General features: G+C 65.5%; 18 protein-coding genes and 2 pseudogenes. 8 read left to right on the forward strand and 12 right to left on the reverse strand.

Translation table 11 applies throughout. The features are described 5' to 3' along the window. Positions 1-6: 6 nt before the first annotated feature. Positions 7-1,140: an alpha-hydroxy acid oxidase gene (locus tag HAP41_RS23410; RefSeq protein WP_166096911.1), complete on the reverse strand. Its 1,134-nt coding sequence runs from the start codon at positions 1,138-1,140 to the stop codon at positions 7-9. Between the two features lie 307 nt (positions 1,141-1,447). Between HAP41_RS23410 and HAP41_RS23415 the strand changes: the two genes are divergently transcribed. Continuing rightward, positions 1,448-2,785 carry a S41 family peptidase gene (locus HAP41_RS23415; RefSeq protein ID WP_028149630.1) on the forward strand — a complete coding sequence of 446 codons (1,338 nt, stop codon included), beginning with the start codon at positions 1,448-1,450 and terminating at the stop codon, positions 2,783-2,785. 90 nt (positions 2,786-2,875) lie between these two features. Here the strand turns inward: HAP41_RS23415 and HAP41_RS23420 are convergent, their stop codons facing one another. Next, the gene (locus HAP41_RS23420; protein ID WP_166105831.1) at positions 2,876-5,608 is read right to left on the reverse strand and encodes a bifunctional diguanylate cyclase/phosphodiesterase; all 2,733 of its coding nucleotides are present in this window, start codon (positions 5,606-5,608) and stop codon (positions 2,876-2,878) included. 312 nt (positions 5,609-5,920) lie between these two features. Between HAP41_RS23420 and HAP41_RS23425 the strand changes: the two genes are divergently transcribed. After that, entirely contained in the window at positions 5,921-6,085 is a 165-nt protein-coding gene (locus tag HAP41_RS23425) for a Flp family type IVb pilin (RefSeq protein ID WP_028149628.1), read from the forward strand. Here the strand turns inward: HAP41_RS23425 and HAP41_RS23430 are convergent. Then, positions 6,066-7,322, reverse strand: a complete 1,257-nt coding sequence (locus tag HAP41_RS23430) for an MFS transporter (protein WP_166096908.1) — start codon at positions 7,320-7,322, stop codon at positions 6,066-6,068. The genes HAP41_RS23425 and HAP41_RS23430 overlap by 20 nt on opposite strands. Continuing rightward, positions 7,319-8,734 (reverse strand): amidase, encoded by a 1,416-nt coding sequence (locus HAP41_RS23435; protein WP_166096906.1) that lies wholly within the window; start codon positions 8,732-8,734, stop codon positions 7,319-7,321. Before HAP41_RS23435 ends, HAP41_RS23430 begins: the two co-directional genes overlap by 4 nt. Positions 8,735-8,873: 139 nt before the next feature. Here HAP41_RS23435 and HAP41_RS23440 point away from each other — a divergent pair, with 139 nt between their 5' ends. Continuing rightward, positions 8,874-9,467 carry a CGNR zinc finger domain-containing protein gene (locus HAP41_RS23440; RefSeq protein WP_166096904.1) on the forward strand — a complete coding sequence of 198 codons (594 nt, stop codon included), beginning with the start codon at positions 8,874-8,876 and terminating at the stop codon, positions 9,465-9,467. 12 nt (positions 9,468-9,479) lie between these two features. Here HAP41_RS23440 and moaC read toward each other — a convergent pair whose 3' ends face one another. From moaC to HAP41_RS23460, 4 genes are read right to left on the reverse strand one after another with little or no spacing between them, the layout of a single operon-like run. After that, complete coding sequence (moaC, locus tag HAP41_RS23445; RefSeq protein ID WP_166096900.1) at positions 9,480-9,998, reverse strand: cyclic pyranopterin monophosphate synthase MoaC; 519 nt, start codon at positions 9,996-9,998, stop codon at positions 9,480-9,482. A 1-nt stretch (position 9,999) separates the two neighbouring features. Beyond that, positions 10,000-10,821 (reverse strand): indole-3-glycerol phosphate synthase TrpC, encoded by an 822-nt coding sequence (gene trpC, locus HAP41_RS23450; RefSeq protein ID WP_166096896.1) that lies wholly within the window; start codon positions 10,819-10,821, stop codon positions 10,000-10,002. Between the two features lie 7 nt (positions 10,822-10,828). Further along, positions 10,829-11,842 carry an anthranilate phosphoribosyltransferase gene (gene trpD, locus HAP41_RS23455; protein WP_063983057.1) on the reverse strand — a complete coding sequence of 338 codons (1,014 nt, stop codon included), beginning with the start codon at positions 11,840-11,842 and terminating at the stop codon, positions 10,829-10,831. Positions 11,843-11,856: 14 nt separating this feature from the next. After that, complete coding sequence (locus HAP41_RS23460; protein WP_166096893.1) at positions 11,857-13,755, reverse strand: SurA N-terminal domain-containing protein; 1,899 nt, start codon at positions 13,753-13,755, stop codon at positions 11,857-11,859. 222 nt (positions 13,756-13,977) lie between these two features. Here HAP41_RS23460 and tpiA point away from each other — a divergent pair, with 222 nt between their 5' ends. From tpiA to HAP41_RS23475, 3 genes are all read left to right on the forward strand, one after another. Next, positions 13,978-14,733: a triose-phosphate isomerase gene (gene tpiA, locus HAP41_RS23465; protein WP_166096890.1), complete on the forward strand. Its 756-nt coding sequence runs from the start codon at positions 13,978-13,980 to the stop codon at positions 14,731-14,733. Positions 14,734-14,873: 140 nt separating this feature from the next. Beyond that, complete coding sequence (gene secG / locus HAP41_RS23470) at positions 14,874-15,260, forward strand: preprotein translocase subunit SecG (protein ID WP_063983061.1); 387 nt, start codon at positions 14,874-14,876, stop codon at positions 15,258-15,260. A 166-nt stretch (positions 15,261-15,426) separates the two neighbouring features. Then, positions 15,427-17,058 (forward strand): CTP synthase, encoded by a 1,632-nt coding sequence (locus HAP41_RS23475; protein ID WP_014494987.1) that lies wholly within the window; start codon positions 15,427-15,429, stop codon positions 17,056-17,058. A gap of 4 nt (positions 17,059-17,062) precedes the next feature. Here HAP41_RS23475 and HAP41_RS23480 read toward each other — a convergent pair. Continuing rightward, positions 17,063-17,644, reverse strand: a pseudogene (locus HAP41_RS23480) (class I SAM-dependent methyltransferase); the annotation flags it as partial. Positions 17,645-17,732: 88 nt separating this feature from the next. On the opposite strand from HAP41_RS23480, the gene HAP41_RS23485 reads away from it, so the two are divergent. Further along, a protein-coding gene (locus tag HAP41_RS23485) for an IS630 family transposase (RefSeq protein WP_166055883.1) occupies positions 17,733-18,679 on the forward strand; the annotation gives its coding sequence in 2 pieces (ribosomal slippage) (positions 17,733-18,072 and positions 18,072-18,679; 948 coding nt in all). 13 nt (positions 18,680-18,692) lie between these two features. On the opposite strand, the pseudogene HAP41_RS23490 reads toward HAP41_RS23485, so the two are convergent. The 3 genes and pseudogenes from HAP41_RS23490 to HAP41_RS23500 all read right to left on the reverse strand — a co-directional run. Beyond that, a pseudogene (locus HAP41_RS23490) lies at positions 18,693-18,779 on the reverse strand (SAM-dependent methyltransferase); the annotation flags it as partial. 109 nt (positions 18,780-18,888) lie between these two features. Further along, on the reverse strand, positions 18,889-20,265 hold the full coding sequence (locus tag HAP41_RS23495; RefSeq protein ID WP_166096888.1) for a sensor histidine kinase: 1,377 nt from the start codon (positions 20,263-20,265) through the stop codon (positions 18,889-18,891). Continuing rightward, positions 20,262-20,936 (reverse strand): response regulator transcription factor, encoded by a 675-nt coding sequence (locus tag HAP41_RS23500; RefSeq protein WP_028156062.1) that lies wholly within the window; start codon positions 20,934-20,936, stop codon positions 20,262-20,264. Before HAP41_RS23500 ends, HAP41_RS23495 begins: the two co-directional genes overlap by 4 nt. A 184-nt stretch (positions 20,937-21,120) precedes the next feature. Here HAP41_RS23500 and HAP41_RS23505 point away from each other — a divergent pair, with 184 nt between their 5' ends. Beyond that, a complete protein-coding gene (locus HAP41_RS23505; RefSeq protein WP_063983065.1) occupies positions 21,121-21,447 on the forward strand; it encodes an NIPSNAP family protein in 327 nt (108 codons plus the stop codon). Positions 21,448-21,526 lie beyond the last annotated feature (79 nt).

Genomic DNA, 21,526 nt, shown 5'->3' on the forward strand with positions numbered 1-21,526 from the left:
TTTCACTCAGTATCGATAGGGGTCGTGGTCGAACAGCGGGAACGCGCTGAACACGCTCGGCGCATTCGTTGCGGTCGCCTGGTGCAGGCAGGACTTGTCGACCTCGGCGAACGAGGTAGCGCCCAAGAGGCCGAGGCAGCGCAGCACCTCGTCCTCGAGCAGCTCCAGCATTCGCCTCACGCCGGCCTCGCCGGCTGCGGCCAATGCCCAGCATTGCAGCCGGTCGATGCCGACCATGTCCGCGCCCGCCGCGATCGCCTTGACGATGTCGGTGCCGCGGCAGAAGCCGCCGTCGACCATGATCTTGGCGCGTCCCTTCACGGCCTCGACGATCTCGGGCAGCACATGCATGGCACCGCGGCCGTGATCGAGCTGGCGGCCGCCATGGTTGGAGACGTAGATCCACTCGACGCCGTGATCGACCGCGATCCGGGCGTCCTCGGCGGTGGCGATGCCCTTCAGGATGAGCGGGATCTTGAACTTGTCCTTGATCATCTTCACGGTCCGCCACTCCAGGCCCTTCTGGTAATCGCCGCCGGTGGCGCGCAGGCGGCTCTCGCGAACATAGCGCTTGGCAATGTCACGTTCGCGACGGCTGTAATGGGCGGTATCAACGGTCAGGCAGAAGGCGGCGTAGGCGTTCTTCTCGCTCCGGCTGACGACATCGGCGACGAAATCGTCGTCGCCGCGCACATAGAGTTGATAGAGCCGCAGCGCATCAGGGGCGGCCTCGGCGGTCTTCTCCAGGCCGGGCTCGGACACCGAGCTCAGCATGTGCGCCGCGCCGAAGGTGCCGCAGGCGCGGGCGACGCTCGCCGCGCCATCCGGATCGAAGATCTCCAGTGCGCCGACAGGGGCCAGCACCACCGGCAGCCGCATCCTGCGCCCGAACAGCTCGACCGAGCCGTCGACCTCGCGGACGTCGCGCAGTACGCGCGGCCGGAAGGCGATCTCGTCCAGCGCCATGCGGTTGCGGCGCATCGTGGTCTCGGTCTCGGCGGCGCCGACGATATAGTCCCAGGCGTTCTGGTTGAGGTTGGCGCGCGCCTTGCGGATGAATTCGTGCAGGTTCTGGAATGGCTCGGCGCTGGCGCCGAGTTCGACGTTCCTTTCCGGCCGGATGCGGGGCGCGTCATTCATTGTTGTCCTCCCGAGAATTTGAAGCGTTATTGTCATCGCGTATCGTGTCCGGCCCTCCAAAACCATCCTAAAATCGCATAGCTGCGAGGCGTGGGCCGGTCGGGCCGCTTCCCGCCTTGCGCGAAACGGTTTCGGAACGTTGCCAAAAGTTTAGGCCCGGGCGAAGGGATTTTTACGATGTACCCGCCGGCGTGGCGTCCCGGCCTTGAAGAAACCAGAATGGTATTGTGAACAGCGGGCTGGATCGCCATTTGCATGGCGCCTCACAAGCCCAAAGCAAAGCTCCAGCAAGAAGGCCAGCCTATCCATGCGGAAAAACCTGCTGTTCCCCCTGGGCGCGCTCACGGGAGCGTGTCTAACCCTTCTGGTCGCCAGCCCGCACGGTGGAGTATGGGCGGCACGGGCGGCAGCGAGCGCGGATGATGCCTATTCCCGGCTCAATCTGTTCGGCGAAGTGTTCGAGCGGGTGAAGGCGAGCTATGTCGAGAAGCCCGACAATTCCAAGCTGATCGAGGGTGCGATCACCGGCATGGTGACCTCGCTCGATCCGCATTCACGCTACATGAACGACAAGGCCTGGACCGAGATGCAGGAGACCACCTCCGGCGAGTTCGGCGGGCTCGGCATCGAGGTCACGATGGAGGACGGCCTGGTCAAGGTCGTCTCGCCGATCGACGACACGCCAGCGTCCAAGGCCGGGATCATGTCCGGCGACCTCATCAGCAAGATCGACGGCGATGCCGTGCAGGGCATGACGCTCGAGCAGGCCGTCAACAAGATGAAGGGGCCGGTCGATACCCAGACCAAGCTCACCATCGTGCGCAAGGGCGCCGACGCCCCGCTCGACGTCGCGATCAAGCGCGAGATCATCCATGTGCGTCCGGTGCGCTTCCACGTCGAGAACGGCGACATCGGCTATATCCGCGTCACCTCGTTCAACGAGCAGACCACCGACGGCCTGAAGAAGGCGATCGCGTCGATCTCCAAGGAGGTCCCGCCGGAGAAGCTGGTCGGCTACGTGATGGACCTGCGCAACAATCCGGGCGGTTTGCTCGACCAGGCCGTGTCGGTGTCGAGCGCCTTCCTCCAGCGCGGCGAGGTCGTCTCGACCCGCGGCCGCAATCCCGAAGAGACCCAGCGCTTCACCGCCCATGGCGGCGACCTCACCAAGGGCAAGCCGCTGGTGATTCTGGTCAATGGCGGCTCGGCTTCGGCCTCGGAGATCGTTGCAGGCGCGCTGCATGACCACAAGCGTGCCACGATCATCGGCACGCGCTCGTTCGGCAAGGGCTCGGTGCAGACCATCATTCCGCTCGGCGCCGGCAATGGCGCGCTGGCGCTGACCACGGCGCGCTACTACACGCCGTCGGGCCGCTCGATCCAGGCCCAGGGCATCGCGCCCGACATCGAGATCCTCCAGGATGTGCCGCCCGAGCTGAAGGGCCGGATGGACACCATGGCGGAGTCCCAGATGCGCGGCCATCTGCAGGCCGCCGACGGTACCGAGCAGACCGGATCGCAGTCCTACGTCCCGCCGGAAGAGAAGGACGACAAGGCCCTGCATGCGGCCTACGACTTCCTGCACGGCGTGACCGCGAATGCGGTCGCCGCCAAGCCTGCGCCGAAGGCGGCGGTACCGAACTAAGCCTTACGACGTCCAGATATCGCCCGGGAGCGGATGACCGCTCCCGGGCGAATTCGTGCGGTGACGCTTCCAATTGTTGGGAAGACCGCCCTAGCTTGCCTCGCGGCGCCGGCTTCCCTCGCCGCCGCGCTGGGCGAGGCGGCTGCGATGCAGCGCGAACAGCTCCAGCACCTTGTCGGCCGGTTTTGCGGCACTGAACAGATAGCCCTGCATCTCGGAGCAGCCGAGCGCACGGAGCAGGCGCTGCTGCTCCTCGGTCTCGACGCCCTCGGCCGTGGTGGTCATGCGGCGGGCGGCAGCCAGGTTGACGACGGCCTGCACGATGCTGGCGGAGCCGTCGGGACCGGCGATGTCGCTGACGAAGCAGCGGTCGATCTTGATCTTGTCGAACGGGAAGCGGTGCAGATAGCTCAGCGAGGAGTAGCCGGTGCCGAAATCGTCGAGCACGATCCGCACGCCGATGGCGCGGAGCTGGTGCAGGATCGCAAGCGCGGCGTCGTCGTCGCGAATCAGCACGGCCTCGGTGATCTCGAGCTCGAGCCGGCTCGCCGGCAAATTGGAGGCGGCAAGGGCCGCCATGATCTTCAGCGCCAGCGTGCCGCTCTTGAACTGCACCGGCGAGACGTTGACGGCGAGGCGGATGTCGTCGGGCCAGCTGGCGGCATCGCGGCAGGCGGTGGCCAGCACCCATTCGCCGATCTCGTTGATCAGGCCGGTGTCTTCGGCGATCGGAATGAACTCGGCGGGCGAGACCATGCCGCGCTCGGGATGGCGCCAGCGCACCAGCGCCTCGCAGCCGGTGATGCGGTCGTCCTTCAGGGCAAGGCAGGGCTGGTAATAGACCTCGAGCCCGCCTTCGAGCCCACCCTGGGCGATGGCGTGGCGCAGATCGATCTCGAGCTGCCGCCGCTCGCGGACCTTGGCGTCCATCTCCGGCTCGAAGAAGCGATAGGTGCGGCGTCCGGCGGCCTTGGCGGCATACATCGCCATGTCCGCGTTCTTCAGGATCTGGTCCAGCGCGGTGCCGTGTCGTGGCGCCAGCGCGATGCCGATACTGGCGTCCGTGGTGAGATGATGGCCCATGCAGTCGAACGGCGCGCGGATGGCCTGGAAGACCCGCGCGACGAGCTCGTTGACCTGCTCCAGCGACGTCACCGCGCTCTGCACGATGGCGAATTCGTCGCCGCCGAGCCGCGCCACGAAGTCCGCCGGGCCTGCGCAGCGGCTGAGGCTCGTCGCGATCGATTTCAACAGCTCGTCGCCGACGAGATGGCCGAGCGCGTCGTTGACGCCCTTGAACTCGTCGATGTCGATGTAATGCACCGCGATCTCTTCGCCACCGGCGATGGCGGCGAGCTCCGCGCGCAGGTGCTCGTGGAACATGGTGCGGTTGGGCAGGTCGGTCAGCGCGTCGTAATGGGCGAGGTGGGTGATGCGCTCCTCGATGCGTCGGCGCTCGGTGACGTCTTCGTGGGTCGCCACCCAGCCGCCGTCCGCGAGCGGCTCGTTGAGGATGTGGATCGAGCGCCCGTCGGAGGTGTCGACCACCATGGAGTTACGCACATGGATGTCGCGCAGCACACGGACGACATAGTCGCCGATGTCGCCAGTGAACGAGCCGGTCGCCTTGCGGTGGGCGATGATGTCGTGGAAGCTGGAGCCGGGCTTCACCACCTCGGCCGACAGGCCGTACATCTCGATGTAGCGCTGGTTGCAGATCACCAGCCGCCGCTCGGCATCGAACAGCAGCAGGCCCTGCGTCATGTTGTTGACGGCGCGGTCGAGGCGCTGCTTCTCCAGCGTCAGCCGCTCGCGGGAGGCGCGGTGCTGCTCCAGCAGCTTGCGCACGATCGCGATCAGCACGCCCGCGATGGCGAGCGCGGAGGCGCCCGCAACCGAGATCAGGATGCCGATCTGCTCGCGCCAGTCCGTCAGCGCCGCCGCGCGCGTTGTGGTGGCCATCATCAGGATCGGGAAGTGGGGCAGGGCACGCGAGGAGATCAGACGGTCTTCTCCGTCGACGGGGCTCATGATGCGGCCGGCGAAGTGATCGAGCCCGAAGATCCTCTGCTGCTCGAACGGGCCGGTCTTGAAATTCCTGCCCATCTGCTCGCTGGAATGGGGATAGCGAGCGAGCAGCGTGCCGTCGCGATGCAGCATCGAGATCGTGGCGCCTTCGCCGACCACGACGGAGGCGAAGAACTTCTCGAAATTGGCCGGTTCGATGCCGCGTCCGACCACGCCCATGAACTCGCCGTTCGGTCCCACGATCTTGCGCACGATCAGGATGGTCCAGGCGCCGGAGACGCGGCTGTGCACCGGCTCGATCAGCACGTTCGGCGAGTAAGGATCGTATTTGAAAGTGCGAAAATAGGCGCGATCGGCGACGTTCACTTTGGGGGCCGGCCATGCCGTAGAGGAGTTGATCAGATTGCCTTCGGCATCGATGATGTTGACGCCGCCCATGTAGGGCAGCGCCTCGATCTTGGAGCGCAGCATCCGGTGGACGTCCTGGCCGGAGAGGCGCTTGCGATAGTCCTCGGCGCTTGCGATGCCGGTCGCGCGGACGTGGTCGACGAAATCCTTCTGGATGACCGCGAAATCCTGCAACTGCTGATCGAAATGATGAGCGAGCAGAAGGACGGTGTTTTCCAGCTCGCGCCCGCTGTTGCGCAGCGCGCGCTCTCGGAAATTCTGCGCCATCAGGACCGAGCCAATGGCGATGGCCGCGATCAGCAACGTGCCGCCCACCACCAGCCAGCGGATCGGTCCGCTGCGCACGAAGACCTGGTCAAAGAGGCGACTGCCGTATTTCGTCATCATGTCGATCGTTGCCGCGCACACGTCAGGATCGCTTCTTGATCCCGAGAACATCCGTTGGTTTACGGAAACGATATGGAGGCGAAGTTAGGAAGCGCGGTTAATGCGACATGAACGGCCGCGTACAAAAGCAATCGATGCGCGCGACGCAAGACGTGCAGGAATTGCCGGACGCTCTCGCGATGCCGGTCAATTCCTGCCGGTCGTGCCACGGTCAACCAAGGCTTAACCATCTAAGATGTTGGCGATCCTCGAGTCGGCATTGGCACGTGATTTGCGAACATGCCTGCCGACGACACAGAGAGGACACGAACGATGACAAACACCTTGAAGAACTTCCTGGCCGACGAGCGTGGTGCGACCGCGATCGAATACGGCCTGATTGCCGCCGGCATCGCGCTGGCCATCATTTCCGTCGTGAACGGCATGGGCTCCAAGCTTAACGCCAAATTCGGGTCGATCAGCTCTTCGCTGCGCTGATCGCGTGGGCTCCGCCGCGCGCCAATATCGCCGCCACGATCAGCGCCGCGACGACGTTCGCGGCGGCGCTGATCAGGATCGGCAAGGTATAGCTGTGGTTGACGTCGTAGGCGAAACCGGCCGCACTCGGGCCAACCAGCGTGCCGAACGCCACGCTGGTGTAGAGAATACCGATGATTCCGCTGACGTTGCGTCCGCCAAAATAGTCCATGACCACAGCGGGCAGCACCGCGACCCAGCCGCCGTAGAACACGCCGTAGACGAAGGCAAAAGCGGCGAGGGTCCAGACATCGGCGGCGATGGCCCAGATCGCCATCGCGAACGCCATTCCGACCAGGACCATGATGAGCGAGCGGTCGCGACCCATCCGGTCGGCGAGCGCGCCGAGAAAGAAGCGGCCTGCGGTGCTGCCGGCCCCGATCACGCCGAGCAGCAGCACCGCAGAGGACGCCGCGACCCCGTGGTCGCGCGCGTATGGCACGAGATGGACGAACGGGACGAAGGCGCCGAACGAGCAGACCAGACACGATAGGTAGAGGGCGATGAACCGCGTCGACCGGACGGCCTCGCGCACCGAAGCGCCGCCGGCATTGCTTGCGCCCGCGGCCTCGCGAGGCGGATCACCGTCGGGTCCGAGGCCGCGGTGCTTCGGATCGTTCTCGATCAGCAGCGACGCTCCGCCGCCCAGCACCAGCGCGATCGCGCCCAGCACCAGATAGGCGCCGCGCCAGCCCACCGATGCGATCAGCAATGAGGCGAGCGGCGGCATCGCCAGCGTACCGAGCCCGATGCCGCTCACCGCGAGCCCGGAGGCGAAGCCGCGGCGCTTGACGAACCAGCGTTGCACCGCGCCGATCGCGGGAACATAGGCGCAGCCGAGGCCGAGGCCGACGCCCAGCCCGTAGGCGAGATAGACCTCGACAAGGGAACGTGCCGCGCTCGCCGCCGCAAGTCCGACCGCGATCAGGATCATGCCGGCTATGGCCAGCGGACGCGAGCCGAGCCGGTCGGCGAGGGGACCGCTGACGAGTCCGAGCGCGAAGTACAGAAAGCCCGCAATCGAAAACACGAGCGAGATCGAACCGCGCGAGGCGCCGAAATCGCGCTGGAGCGGCTCCAGAAATGCGCTGAACGTGTAGGCGGAGCCGAAGCCGACGAACATGACGGCAAATGCCGCCGCGACGACGAACCAGCCATGGAAAATGCTTCGCTGAACGAGCGTGGATTGAACGGTCAATGCTGCCTCCGCGAGCTGAGGGAAGGATGGCAACGATGCCAGGACGTGGTACGCTGGAACGCCGCGCCGGCGCGCACGAGCATGGCCTCGTCGAGATGAGCGGCGACGAGCTGGAACGCGATCGGCAGTCCGTCGGCCGATGCACCACCCGGTAGCGTGATCGTGGGATGACCGGTCACGTCGAACGGGCAGGTGTAGCGCTGCAGCTTCGCGATCAGATCCGGCTGCTCGCCGAGCGTCTGGATCATGGCGAGCGTCACCGGCGGGAACGGGTGTACCGGGATCAGCAGCAGGTCAATGGTCTCGAACAGCGCGGTGACCCGGCCGCGCAGCGCCAGCCGCCGCAGCATGATCTTCGGATAGTCGAGAGCAGAGAGAGCGCGACCGGCCTCGATCAGCGAGGCGAGCATCGGACCATACTCATCCTTGCGGGCAGGATAGGTCGCCTCGTGCGCGACCGCAGCTTCCACCGCACAATTCGGTGTCCAGTCGGCAATCGCCTGCATGACGTCGGGAAATCTGACATCGACGATGCCGGCGCCGAGCGCACGGAACGCATCGATAGCGTCCGCCAGCACGTGTTGTGTCTTAACGTCCACGTCGTCGCTGTTCCAGGCGGCATCGACGCCGATCCGCAAGCTTCGCACGTCCTGTGCGGCCGCGGCCAGATAGTCGGGCACCGGATTGAACACCGAGGTGGGGTCGTTGGGGTCGTGTCCCGCAATGACGCCGAGCAGCGCGCCCGCATCGGCCGCGCTGCGGCCGATCGGTCCGACATGGTCGAGCGTCGCTGCCAGCTCGAAGGCGCCGTGTCGGCTGACGCGACCCCAGCTCGGCTTCAATCCGGTCAGCCCGTTGGCGGCGCAGGGCCAGCGGATCGAACCGCCGGTGTCGGAGCCGAGCGAGCCGAAGCAAAGCCCGGCAGCGGTTGCGACCGCCGAGCCACTGGACGAAATGCCCGGCCAGTAACTCGCATTCCACGGATTCTTCGGCGGCGTCACCAATGGATGGTGATCGGAATAGGCGCCCTCGGTGAGTTGCAGCTTGCCGAGTATCACGGCGCCTGCGTCCTTGAGCCGGCGCACGACGGTTGCGGCTTCGTGGGGACGAAAGTCGCGATGAAGCATGGTGCCGGCCGCCGTCGGAATGCCCTTGGTCCAGAACAGGTCCTTGAGCGCAATCGGCACGCCATGCAGCGGCCCCCGATACCGGCCCTGTGCGATTTCGGCGTCCGCGGCTTTTGCCTCGGCGATGGCCGTTTCTGCCATCACGTGAACGTAGCTGCCGAGATCCCGGTCCATGGCCTCGATACGGTCGAGTTGCGCGCGCGTCACGTCCAGCGCGGAGACGTCGCGCGCCTTGAGGCGCGCTGCGAGCGCGGTGAGTTCGAGATAGTGCAGGGCGTCGGCCATCGGTTCGGGGTCTCCGTTCTGGTGATCGCAATGGGCGCTCGATCCCGAAGGATTCGACACTAGTATAATTAGGATACAGGTGTCGCTTGCTGTCAACCAGTAAATCTGTTTTACTGGTGTTCCAATCTTTGGTGTTCCGATGTCGAAAGAGTCGCGCAAATTCCAGGTTCCCGACACGCTGGCGAACGTCTACGATTTCGCCAACACGCTCGATGTTCGCCACTTCACGCATTTCGGCGTGGAGCATCCGGAGAGCGATGAGCTTGGCGGGCCGAAGGAACTTGCGGACTGGATGCGGGAACGCGGCCTTGGCGCCGAGGGCGGGCGTGTCACGCCCGCGATGTTTGAGACTGCGCTACGACTGCGCGGCGCCTTGCGCGCCTATCTGCAATGTGAGCCTGCCGAGCGGCTCCGGAACAGGAGCGTTCTCGGCACTCTCAATGAGGCGCTCGCGCCGTTTCCGTTGCGGGTGGAGGCGCGCGCAGGCCGTGGCGCGATGCTGTCGGCAGCGCGCGAGGATGCGCTCGCAGGCCTCTCGGCCATCGCGATCGAGCTCCATGACGCAACGCTTGTGGGAACGCTGGACCGGCTGAAGATGTGTGCGTCGGAGGAATGCCGCCGGGTGTTCTTCGACCGCTCGAAACCATCGACGCGGCGGTGGTGCATGTCGACGCTGTGCGGCAACCGGATGAAGACGCGCGCCTATCGCGAGCGGCAGCGCGAGGCGAAATAGATCATGCTGCGCTCAGGCGCGGTAGTGGCCCGACTTGCCGCCGAGCTTCTCGACCAGATGGATGCCTTCGATGCGCACGCCGCGTTCGACCGCCTTGATCATGTCGTAGATGGTGAGGCAGGCGACCGACACCGCCGTGAGCGCCTCCATCTCGACGCCGGTCGGGCCCGTCACCTTCACGCTGGCGCGGACGAGGCAGCCTGGCAGTTTCGGGTCGGGCTCGATGTCGACGGTGACCTTCGACAGCGCGAGGGGATGACAGAGCGGGATCAGCTCCGAGGTGCGCTTGGCGGCCATGATGCCGGCGATGCGCGCGGTGCCGAGCACGTCGCCTTTCTTGGCGTTGCCCGAGACGATGAGATCAAGGGTCGCCTTGGTCATGACGACGTGGCCTTCGGCGACCGCGAGCCGTTCGGTCGCGGGCTTGTCCGACACGTCCACCATCCGCGCCTCGCCGGAGGCGCCGATATGGGTGAGGGCAGGGCCGGCTTTCGCTTTGGATTGCCTGGCCTTGGCGGGCTTGCGCGCCATGTCAGCGCGTGCCCGTCGCGCGCGGCGCGTTCTCGCGCGCAAGCAGCGTGCGGGTGGCGGCGGTCACGTCGGCCTGGCGCATCAGGCTCTCGCCGACCAGGAAGGTCGACATGCCGACGCGCTCGAGCCGGGCGAGATCGGCGGGCGTGAAGATGCCGCTCTCGCCAACCATCAGCCGTTCCGCAGGGATCAGCGGCGCCAGCGTCTCGCTGGTCGCGAGCGTGGTCTCAAAGGTGCGCAAATTGCGGTTGTTGACGCCGATCATCGGCGAACGCAGCTTCAGCGCACGGTCGAGCTCGGCGCGGTCGTGGATTTCGATCAGCACGTCCATGCCGTAGGCGAGGGCGGCGTCCTCGAGATCCTTGGCGGTGGCATCGTCGAGCGCGGCCATGATGATCAGGATGCAGTCGGCGCCATGCGCACGCGCTTCAATCACCTGATAGGTGTCGAACATGAAATCCTTGCGCAGCACCGGGAGCGACGTTGCCGCGCGCGCCGCCACCATGAAATCGAGATGGCCCTGGAACGAGGGCGTGTCGGTCAGGACCGACAGACAGGCCGCACCGCCGGCCTCATAGGCCTTGGCGAGCAGCGGCGGATCGAAATCGGCGCGGATCAGCCCCTTCGACGGCGAGGCTTTCTTGACCTCGGCAATCAGCGCGTAGTCGCCATTGGCGTGCTTGGCCTTGATCGCGCGCACGAAGCCGCGTGGGGCTCCCTGCGCCTTGGCTTTGGCCTCGACTTCCGAGAGCGGCTGCGCGCGCTTGGCGGCTGCGATCTCTTCGCGCTTGTAGGCTTCGATCTTGGTCAGGATGTCAGACATGTCAGGTTCAGCCGTTCGAGATCGCGATCAAATGCTTCAGCCGCGCGCTCGCGGCGCCGCTGTCGAGCGACTTCGCACCGATCGCAACGCCCTCCTTGAGGTCCTTGGCGCGGCCGGCCACGACCAGCGCGGCGGCGGCGTTGATCAGCGCGACGTCTCGATAGGGGCTCGGCTTGCCGTCGAGCACGCTTTGCAAGGCGATCGCATTGGCGTCGGCGTCGCCGCCCCTGAGCGCACCGGGATCGCAGCGCGGCAGGCCGGCGTCCTCCGGCGTCACCTCGAAATTCCGGATCTCGCCATTGTGGAGCGCGGAGACGAAGGTCGGGCCCGTGAGGGTGATCTCGTCGAGGCCGTCGGAGCCATGCACCACCCAGGCGGATTCCGAGCCGAGGTTTTTCAGCACCTGCGCCAGCGGCTGCACCCATTGCCGCGAGAACACGCCGACCATCTGGCGCTTGACGCCGGCCGGGTTCGACAAGGGGCCGAGCAGATTGAAGATCGTACGTGTCGCAAGCTCGACCCGGGTCGGGCCGACGTTCTTCATCGCCGGATGATGGGCAGGTGCGAACATGAAGCCGATGCCGCATTCGCGCACACAGCGGCCGACCTGCTCGGGCCTGAGGTCGATCTTCACGCCGAGCGACGCCAGCACGTCGGCGGCGCCCGAGCGCGACGACAGCGCACGGTTGCCGTGCTTGGCCACCGGCAGGCCGGTGCCCGAGACAATGAAGGACGCGCAGGTCGAGACGTTGACCGAGCCGGAGCCGTCACCACCGGTGCCGACGATGTCGACGGCGTCCGCGGGTGCGTCGACCGTGAGCATCTTGGAACGCATCGCCGAGACCGCGCCGGTGATTTCGTCCACGGTCTCGCCGCGCACCCGCAGCGCCATCAGGAGGCCACCCATCTGCGAGGGCGTGGCCTCGCCGGACATCATGGCGTCGAAGGCGGAAGCCGCTTCGTCACGCGACAGGCTGGCGCCGGTCGCCACTTTTCCAATGATCGATTTCAGGTCGTCCATCGCGTGCTTTCAATTCACTGGTTCGCGCCGGTCACCTGCGCGAAGGCGGCCTGATTAATGGTGGTCCCGATGTCGGTTTCAAGCTTGTTGACGTAGGAGGCGACCTGCTCGTCGGTCAACGCGCGGTCGAGGCTGTCCTTCAGCTTCTTCACCGCGTCGGACGCGGCGTCGACCGCGGGTTCGACGATGTCGGTGACGCGGAAGACGATCACCTCGCTGCCGCCGCTCACCGCGGTCTGTCCGACCCCGTCCTTGGCGGTGCGGAAGGCGGCCGCAACGACGCTGGCGGGCACGCCGGCGGGCGAGTCGTCGCGCTTGAAGCCGGAGGCGGTCTCGACCTTGGCGTTGATCGCGGCGGCCTCGTCAGCGAGCTTGCCGCCCTGTTCGAGCTTCTGCACCATCTCGGTCGCCTTGGTCTTCAGCTTGGCGGCGATCTGGTCCTGGCGCCAGCGCGCCTCGACCTGGTCGCGCACCTCGTCGAGATTGCGGTCGCGCGAGGGCGTGATGGCGAGCACGTCGTACCAGACATAGCCGCCCTTGAACGAGATCGCGTCGTTGTCGACGCCGACATCGGTGTTGAAGGCCTGCGACACCACGTCGAGGCCCTGCGGGATGCTGGTGACTGGCTGGCCGTTCGGGGCACGGCCGGAGCGGTCGACGGCGTCGATGGTCACGGCAGTGAGGCCGAGCTTCTGCGCCGCGTCGATCACGCTGGCGCCGCCGCCGCGCTCGTCTTCCATCTTGTCGCGGAGATCGTTGACCTGGACGCGGGCGCGCTCGGTGGCGATCTCGCGCTTGATGTCGCCGGCGAGGCTGGCGTAGTTCGCTTCACTGCCCGGTTCGATCTTGTCGACCTTGACGATGGAGGTGCCGAGACGGCCCTGGATCGGCTGGCTGATCTCGCCCGCGGGAAGCGCGAAGGCGGCATCGCCGACCGCGGGGTCGAGCGACGATTTGGTCACGAGCCCGAGGTCGACATCGGAGCTGCTCAGCCCGCGCTCCTTGCCGAGGTCCTCGAACGACATTCCGCCGGCGAGACGCTCGCGTGCGGCCTGCGCCTCGGCGACGTTGGGGAATACGATCTGATGGATCTGGCGCTTCTCCGGCGTGCCGAGCCGGTCCTTGCGCTGGTCGAACACTTTCTTGGCGTCCTCGTCGGAGACCTCGCTCCATTTGCCGATCTCTTCCGGCGAGACCACGACAAAGGAAATCTTGCGATATTCGGGCGCGCGGAACTGGACCTTGTGATCCTCGAAATAGGCGGCGAGGGCTTCGGGCGAGGGAGCGTCGATGGTGCCGGCCTGCGCGGCGTCGAGCCTGACGAATTCGATCGCGCGCTGCTCGTTCTGGAAGCGCGTCAGCACGTCAATCATGGCCTTCGGCGGTTCGAGGCCGGCGCCGATCGTGCCGGTGATCTGCCGGCGCAGCGACACCTTGCGCTGCTCGGAGACGTAGCGCTGCTCGGTATAGCCGAAATTGCGGATCACGGCCTGGAAGCGGTTCGGATCGAAGCTGCCGCCGACGCCTTTGAAGTTGGGGTCGTTCATGATGACCTGGCGGATCTGCTCGTCGGACTGGCCGAGCCCGAGCCGGCGGGCTTCTTCGTCGAGGGCGGCTTCCGCGATCGTCTGCTGGAGCACCTGGCGGTCGAGGCCGAAGGCACGCGCCTGGTCAGGCGTCAGCGGCCGGCCGAACTGGCGGCTGATCTGTTGCAAGCGGTCGGTATAGGTCTGCCGGAACTCGTTCAACGAAATCTCGGTGCTGCCGACCTTGGCCACCGTGGACTGCCCGAAGCCCTTGAAGATGTCGGCGATGCCCCAAACGCCGAAACTGATGATCAACACGCCCATCACCACGGCCATAATGGTTTTGCCGAGCCAGTTTGATGAGGCCTTGCGCATTCCTCGAAGCATTTGGTCCAACTTGTTTGGCAGGAGGGGAACGGGAGCGCGTCTTAATGCAGATTCCGCAAAAGCGCGTCACCAAATTGATTGATCATCATAAAGTGGCGGCTTTCCCCCCGCAACCTCGGGCCGCGCGGTCCCTCGAAGCTGCGGTTAAAAGCCCTAGCTCTCTGGAACTGCCGCGACAGCTCTGCTAGCGCATGCACAAACCTCATTTTGCTGGAAATTGACATGACCGACGCCATCCGACCGCTGATCGCCGGCAACTGGAAAATGAACGGCCTGAAGGGCTCGGCTGCCGAATTCGACGCCATGCTCAAGGGCGCGGCAGAGGTGGCTGCCAAGGCCGACCTGCTGGTCTGCCCACCGGCAACCCTGATCGCGGCCTTCGCCGACAAGGCGCGCGGCAGCAAGGTCGCGGTGGGGGCGCAGGATTGCCACCCCAAGGCCTCCGGCGCCCATACCGGCGATATCGCGGCCGAAATGCTGGCCGATGCCGGTGCAACCGCCATCATCGTCGGCCATTCCGAGCGCCGCGCCGACCACGGCGAGGGCGATGCCCTGATCCGGCAGAAGGCCGAGGCCGCCTGGCGCGCCGGCATCACTGCGATCGTCTGCATCGGTGAGACGCAGGGCCAGCGCGATGCCGGCCAGACCCTCGACATCCTGCGCGGCCAGCTCGACGGCTCGCTGCCGGACGGCTCGACCGCCGCCAACCTGGTCGTGGCCTATGAGCCGGTCTGGGCGATCGGCACCGGCCTGACCCCGACGGCCCAGGATGTCGAGCAGATTCATGGCTTTATCCGGGAACTCCTGACCTCCCGGTTCAGGGCGGATGGGGCCAGGACGCGCATCCTCTATGGCGGCTCGGTCAAGCCGTCGAACGCGGCCGAGCTGATGTCCGTGAAAAACGTCAACGGCGCGCTGGTCGGCGGCGCCAGCCTGAAGGCGGCCGATTTCCTTGCGATTGCGAAGGGCTGCCCCTAGCTAATCTCAAAGCGCGGCCGTGGCCGATCGGGGGGTGGCAATGCCTCTTCTGATCGTGTAACACCGCGCAACTTCAGGAAAACCCGCGAAGCGCGATCGGCCGCCGTCTCGGCGCTGTCGGCTTGTGACGGAAGGACACTATGCAGACTGTTGTCATCGTCATTCACCTCATGATCGTCGCCGTCATGATCGGCGCCGTCCTGCTCCAGAAGTCGGAAGGCGGCGGCCTCGGCATGGGCGGGGGCGCGGGCTTCATGTCCAGCCGCGGCACCGCGAACCTTTTGACGCGGACCACCGCGATCCTGGCTGGGGGCTTCTTCCTGACCAGCCTGTTCCTGTCCTGGCATGCCGGCTACAACCGGGCGCCTTCGTCGATCATCGGCGCGCCGGCGTCCCAGACCCAGCCGGCCGGAGGCGCCCCGATCGCGCCGCCGACCTCGGGCGGTATCCTGGATTCGCTGAAGAAGGCCGACGAACAGCAGCAGAACCAGGCGCCAGCCGGCCCGCAGGTGCCGCGCTCGCAATAAAGCAGGGGGGCCATGCAGGGCGGCTTCTACCGTCCTGCGTCAAAAATCCCCATCAAGGCTCTGTCACCACTCTTAGTTTTGGCTCACCCACAGGCCCGCAAATTATTTGGGGCGGAATACGAATCGCTTTGGCGAATCGAATTCGAGGGATTAGAGGTTAAGTCCCATGGCGCGGTACATATTCATCACCGGCGGCGTGGTCTCTTCGCTCGGCAAAGGTCTGGCTTCAGCGGCACTCGGTGCCCTGTTGCAAGCCCGGGGCTACAAGGTCCGCCTCCGCAAGCTCGACCCCTATCTCAACCTCGATCCCGGAACGATGTCGCCGTATCAGCACGGCGAAGTGTTCGTGACCGATGACGGCGCGGAGACCGATCTCGATCTCGGTCACTACGAGCGCTTCACCGGCCGGCCTGCGACCAAGCAGGACAACATCACCACCGGGCGCATCTACCAGGACATCATCTCCAAGGAGCGCCGCGGCGATTATCTCGGCGCGACCATCCAGGTGGTTCCGCATGTCACCAACGCCATCAAGGAATTCGTCCTCTCCGGTAATGACGATTACGACTTCGTGCTGGTCGAGATCGGCGGCACCGTCGGCGACATCGAGGGCCTGCCTTTCTTCGAGGCGATTCGTCAGCTCAAGAACGAGCTGCCGCGCGATCATGCCGTCTACATCCATCTGACGCTGCTGCCTTACATCCCGAGCGCGGGCGAGCTGAAGACCAAGCCGACGCAGCACTCGGTGAAGGAGCTGCGCTCGATCGGCATCCAGCCGGACATCCTGCTCTGCCGCACCGACCGCGAGATCCCGAAGGAAGAGCGGCGCAAGCTGGGGCTGTTCTGCAACGTGCGCGAAAGCGCCGTGATCGAGGCGCGCGACGTCGACAACATTTACGCCGTGCCCGAGGCCTATCACAATGCGGGCCTGGACGACGAAGTGCTCGCCGCCTTCGGCATTGGCTCGCGGATTCCGCCGGAGCTGCGAAGCTGGCAGCAGATCAACGAGCGCGTCCGCAATCCCGAAGGCAACGTCACCATCGCCATCGTCGGCAAATATACCGGCATGAAGGATGCGTATAAGTCGCTGATCGAGGCGCTCTCGCATGGCGGCATCGCCAACAAGGTGAAGGTCAATCTCGACTGGATTGAGAGCGAGATCTTCGAGAAGGAAGATCCCGCGCCGTTCCTCGAACACGTCAACGGCATTCTGGTGCCGGGCGGCTTCGGCCAGCGCGGCGCCGAAGGCAAGATCCGCGCGGCGCAGTTCGCGCGCGAGCGCGACGTGCCGTATTTCGGCATCTGCTTCGGCATGCAGATGGCGGTGATCGAAGCCGCGCGAAACCTCGTCGGCATCGAGGACGCCAACTCCACCGAGTTCGGCCCGACCAAGGAGCCGCTGGTCGGCCTGATGACCGAATGGCTGCGCGGCAACGAGCTCGAGAAGCGCTCCAAGGCCGGCGATCTCGGCGGCACGATGCGTCTCGGCGCCTATCCCGCGGCGCTCAACCGCGGCAGCCGCGTCTCGCAGGTCTATGGCGGCGCGACCGAGATTTCCGAGCGCCACCGCCACCGCTACGAGGTCAACACCGCCTACAAGGACCGCCTCGAGCAGCACGGGCTGAAATTCTCCGGCCTCTCGCCCGACGGCGTGCTGCCGGAGATCGTCGAGTACGAGGATCATCCCTGGTTCATCGGCGTTCAGTTCCACCCCGAGCTGAAGTCGCGGCCCTTCGAGCCTCATCCTCTCTTCGCCTCGTTCATTCAGGCGGCGATGGTGCAGTCGCGTCTGGTGTGATGCCTCAGGGCGCGGCGGTGTAGTCGCGCACGAGGTGCATCGGCGCCGGCGCGACCGGCATTGAGGCATCAGGCGCAATCGTTCCCGTGACGATCTTCATCTGCGGCCGTCGCGTCAGCTTGTAGACGGCGGCCGGCGGCACGTTCAGCAAGGCGCGATCCACCAGCTTTGCCCGCAAGCCCAACCGGTCGAGCACCGGCCGCGGCACCGGGCAGCTCATCCCGTAGGTGAACTGATAGAACGCGCCTCCCGGGCGGACGTAACGAAACGCACCGCCGATGATGGAGACGACCTTGCGCGTCGACATATTGAGCAGCGGCAGGCCGCTGATCACGGCGCCGACCGGCGCGCCGTCATAGAGCCGCTCCGTCGTGAGCCGTCCCGCATCCATCCACAACACGCGCGCGCCGGGAAATCGGATTTGCAGGAGCTTGGTGAAGTCCGAACCGTATTCGATCAGCGTGAGGTCCTGCTGGCGCACGCCGCGTTTCAGGAGCTTGTAGGTGAAAGCGCCGGTGCCGGGGCCGAGCTCGAGGATCGGGCCGGTCGTTGCGGTGATCTCGCGGGTGATGAGATCGGCTAGAGCATTTTCCGACCGGAAAGAATCGGGTGGGGATTCCCAAAACGGCGCGAGTCAGATTCAAGCTGCATGCTGGCGAGGGAGGCCAGCATGTATGGCCAGGGCGCTTTCGGTTGATCTTCGCCAAAGGGTGGTAGCCGCGATTGACGGTGGCATGTCCTGTCGACAGGCTGCTGAGCGCTTTGGTGTCAGCGCGGCCAGTGCGATCCGCTGGCGCGCTCGCCTCAAGAAAGTTGGCGACATCGTTCCTAAACGCCAGGGCGGTGACCGCAAATCGCAGCGCATCGAAGCGCATTCGCAATTGATTCTGGAGGCGGTGACAGCGAGGCCGGATATCACGCTTGCCGAGTTGCGAGAACTGTTGAAACGTCATGGAATATCGACTGGCATCGCGTCGCTCTGGCGTTTTTTCCAGCGCAGAAAGATCACACTTAAAAAAAGACAGCGCACGCCGCCGAGCAACGGCGCGGCGATATAAATGCCGCACGTGAGGAGTGGTTCGAAGGGCAAATCGACCTTGACCCTGAGCGTCTCGTCTTCATCGACGAAACCAGCGCCAACACCAAAATGGCGCGGCGTTACGGGCGCTCGCCACGCGGCGAGCGATGTCGTGCAGCTATCCCACACGGACATTGGAAGACGACGACGTTCACCGCTGGATTGCGCTCCGACGGTCTGATCGCGCCGCTTGTTCTGGACGGTCCAATGGATGGCGACGCTTTCCTGGCCTACGTCGAGCAATTGCTCGCCCCATCGCTGCGGCCGGGCGATACCGTTATCATGGACAACTTGCCCGCTCACAAGGTCCATGGCGTTCGAGAGGCCATCCAGGCGGTCGGAGCTAGCCTGCTCTATCTTCCGCCCTACAGTCCAGACTTCAACCCGATTGAAATGGCCTTCTCCAAACTGAAAGCGCTGTTGCGGGCCGCCGCAGCCCGCACCATGCCCGATCTCTGGCAAGCAATCGCCAACGCTCTCAAACGCTTCTCACCCGAGGAATGTCAAAATTATCTCGTCGCGGCTGGTTACGACGCAACGTGATCGGAAAACGCTCTAGGGCAGCGCCCGAAGGCGCGATCGCGCCGACCCGCCGCGGGGCCGACATCCAGGACAGAAAGAATGAGAGGAAATCGTTGGGCATGCGCACTCCGGCATTTCGATTGCGCCTCGCAAATCAGAGGTGAGGCGGTCGAAGAGTCGCCTGAGCGCATTGCGACAGCATTGCGCTTGAGACGCAGAGACGAATTGAATCAGCCCTGTTGCAGGGGCGGCAGCGTCATCCTGAAGCATGCACCGCCGTTCGGTCCGTCCAGGACCGAAACGTGACCGCCATGCAGGAGCATGATCTCCTGCACCATGTTGAGGCCGAGGCCGGCGCCGCGATCGAGCGGCGTGAGCCGGTAGAACGGCTCGAAGATCAGCTCGCGCTGATCGGCCGGTATGCCCGCGCCCTCGTCGGTGACTTCGATGCTGGCGGGACGGCTGACGCGAATGACGATCGTGCCGCGGCGAGGGCCGTGCTGGATGGCATTCTGCACGAGGTTGGTCAGCGCGCGTTCGAGCGCGGCCGCGTCGCCGAGTACTTCGATCCGCGTCGCAGGCGCGTCGAAGGACAGCTCATAGCCAGCCGCAATCGCGAGCGGTGCGAGGTCGGCGGCAACGCCTTGCGCGACGGAGACCAGATCGACCGGCACGAATGGATGCCCGCAACGGTCGAGCCGCTGGATATCCAGCAATTGCTCGGCAAGGGTCGCGAGCCGCGCCGCATCCTCGATCAGGCGGGTCTTGTCCGGTCCCGACGGCAATGACTCCAGGCGCGTGTTCAGGATCGCGATCGGCGTACGCAGCTCGTGCGCGGCGTCGGCAACGAAGCGCTTGTGGCGGGCGTAACCCTGATCGAGCCGCGCGAGAGCGTCATTGACCGCGGCCACGAGCGGCACGACTTCAAGCGGAATCTGCTCCACTGACAGCCGCGCGCCGCGCTGATGGATATCGATCCGCCGGGCCTGGTCTGCGGTCGCGTCCAATCCTCTGAAAGCGCGCTGCACGACCATCGGAGTCGCGATGAACGTCGCGGTCCCCATCAACAGCAGGCCGGGGAGCGCGATGCCCAGCAACACGAGCGACGTCGTGAACACCGCCTTGGCGCCGCTGAGCTTCCCCTGCGTCGCCGTGATGCCCTGCACGTTGCCGGCGGCCGTGTCGATGCGTTTCAACCGCGCCGCCGGCTTGCGTGGGTCGTCCTCGAAGAGCTGCCAGCCGAGCCGCGCCTGGCTGATCTGGTCGAGGGCGCCGCCGATCCCGGCGAATTCAGCCGGCACGGAGCCTTCACTGAGCGAATGCCCCTGCCTGTCGCGAACCAGCAACCAGAGGTCGGGGGCCTCTTCGCGCAACGCTTTCAGCTCAGCCGTCGGCCGCAGCGTCAGGCCGCCGGCTGCGTCGCGCGCGAGCGCGCTCTGCACGACGTCGATCACGCGGTCTTCGTCCCGTTGGACCAGCACGAAGCCTGTAGCGCACAGTGCGCCGATGATGACGACGACCAAAGCGACCAACAGCGCGGCCTGGAGCGAAAGCAGGCGCCAGCTCAGCCGAGAGCGCAGGCAATATGGGTCGGCGTGCCTGCTCACGGCAGTTTCTTCAGGAGATAGCCGACGCCGCGGATGCCGTGGATCTCCACGTGCGCGTCGGCTTCGGCAAGCTTGCGGCGCAGCCGCGAGACATGCGTATCGAGTGCGTTCGATTGGATCTCGTCGTCGAAACTGTAAACCGCTTCCTCCAGCGCCGATCGCAGCACGGTCCGGCCCATGCGGCGGACCAGGGCTTCCAGCACAAGGAGCTCCCGCCGCGGCAGTTCGAGCGGAGCCCCGTCGACGCTCGCCTCGCGATGGCCGAAGTCGAAGGCGAGGCGGCCGGCGCGGATGATGTCGGGCTGGAGCCCGGCGGGCCGGCGCAACACCGCGCGCAGGCGTGCCAGCAATTCCTCCACCGCGAATGGTTTTGCCAGATAATCATCCGCCCCGCTGTCGAGCCCGGCGACGCGGTCGGCGAGCTCGCCGCGTGCCGTCAACACGATGATCGGCACACCGTCGGCGCGGGCTCTCAGTTTCGGGATCAGGGCAAGACCGTCGCCGTCGGGCAGCTGGCGATCGAGCAGTACGGCGGCGTGCACGTCGGCGGAAATGGCCTCTTCGGCCTCGGCAAGCGTTGGCACGTGATCGACGATCATGTCGTACCGCTTGAGCGCCGAGGCCAGCGCCCCGGCCATCTCCGCTTCATCCTCGACGAGCAAAATCCGCATGATCCGCACCTGAGCCTCAACCGAGGCGTTGTAGCGGCAGTATCATTGCGGCAGCATTACGGGAACCGGGTGCGATCGGGGCTGGCAAGCCATGCGCCAGACGCCGCGGGCGGTATCGGGCAGCGCCGAAGACACCGTCACGGCCAGCCGTTATAACCCCCGACGTCATCAGGGAGGAACAAGAATGATCTATGAAATGCGCATCTACCGTTGCGTGCCCGGCCGCCTGCCGGCGCTCTTGAAGCGGTTCGAGACGGTGACGCTGAAGCTCTGGGAGAAGCACGGCATCAAGCAGGCCGGGTTCTTCACCACGCTGATCGGCGAATCCAACCAGGAGCTGACCTATTTCCTGGCGTGGGATTCGCTCGCCGACCGCGAAGCGAAGTGGGGCAAGTTCATGACCGACCCGGACTGGATGAAGGCGCGTGCCGAGAGCGAAGCGGACGGCCAGATCGTCGGCAACATCGTCAGCCAGCTCCTGACGCCGACCGCGTTCTCGGCGGTGAAGTAAGGGGCCGCCGGCGCAAGGGCCTCGCACGGAACCCCGGCGCAACCCTGATATTCGGGTGGCCCGGGGCGAATGGGGTTGA

The sequence above is a fragment of the Bradyrhizobium barranii subsp. apii genome, from assembly GCF_011516635.5.
Lineage (GTDB): Bacteria > Pseudomonadota > Alphaproteobacteria > Rhizobiales > Xanthobacteraceae > Bradyrhizobium > Bradyrhizobium barranii.

Excerpts from the sequence above, each read along its gene's own strand:
- HAP41_RS23440 (WP_166096904.1), top strand. The coding sequence starts at position 8,874 with ATGTCGAAAGAGTCGCGCAAATTCCAGGTTCCCGACACGCTGGCGAAC.
- HAP41_RS23435 (WP_166096906.1), bottom strand. The coding sequence starts at position 8,734 with ATGGCCGACGCCCTGCACTATCTCGAACTCACCGCGCTCGCAGCGCGC.
- HAP41_RS23420 (WP_166105831.1), bottom strand. The coding sequence starts at position 5,608 with ATGATGACGAAATACGGCAGTCGCCTCTTTGACCAGGTCTTCGTGCGC.
- HAP41_RS23410 (WP_166096911.1), bottom strand. The coding sequence starts at position 1,140 with ATGAATGACGCGCCCCGCATCCGGCCGGAAAGGAACGTCGAACTCGGC.
- moaC (WP_166096900.1), bottom strand. The coding sequence starts at position 9,998 with ATGGCGCGCAAGCCCGCCAAGGCCAGGCAATCCAAAGCGAAAGCCGGC.
- trpD (WP_063983057.1), bottom strand. The coding sequence starts at position 11,842 with ATGGACGACCTGAAATCGATCATTGGAAAAGTGGCGACCGGCGCCAGC.
- HAP41_RS23505 (WP_063983065.1), top strand. The coding sequence starts at position 21,121 with ATGATCTATGAAATGCGCATCTACCGTTGCGTGCCCGGCCGCCTGCCG.
- HAP41_RS23415 (WP_028149630.1), top strand. The coding sequence starts at position 1,448 with ATGCGGAAAAACCTGCTGTTCCCCCTGGGCGCGCTCACGGGAGCGTGT.
- HAP41_RS23425 (WP_028149628.1), top strand. The coding sequence starts at position 5,921 with ATGACAAACACCTTGAAGAACTTCCTGGCCGACGAGCGTGGTGCGACC.
- trpC (WP_166096896.1), bottom strand. The coding sequence starts at position 10,821 with ATGTCTGACATCCTGACCAAGATCGAAGCCTACAAGCGCGAAGAGATC.
- HAP41_RS23460 (WP_166096893.1), bottom strand. The coding sequence starts at position 13,755 with ATGCTTCGAGGAATGCGCAAGGCCTCATCAAACTGGCTCGGCAAAACC.
- HAP41_RS23475 (WP_014494987.1), top strand. The coding sequence starts at position 15,427 with ATGGCGCGGTACATATTCATCACCGGCGGCGTGGTCTCTTCGCTCGGC.
- secG (WP_063983061.1), top strand. The coding sequence starts at position 14,874 with ATGCAGACTGTTGTCATCGTCATTCACCTCATGATCGTCGCCGTCATG.
- HAP41_RS23500 (WP_028156062.1), bottom strand. The coding sequence starts at position 20,936 with ATGCGGATTTTGCTCGTCGAGGATGAAGCGGAGATGGCCGGGGCGCTG.
- tpiA (WP_166096890.1), top strand. The coding sequence starts at position 13,978 with ATGACCGACGCCATCCGACCGCTGATCGCCGGCAACTGGAAAATGAAC.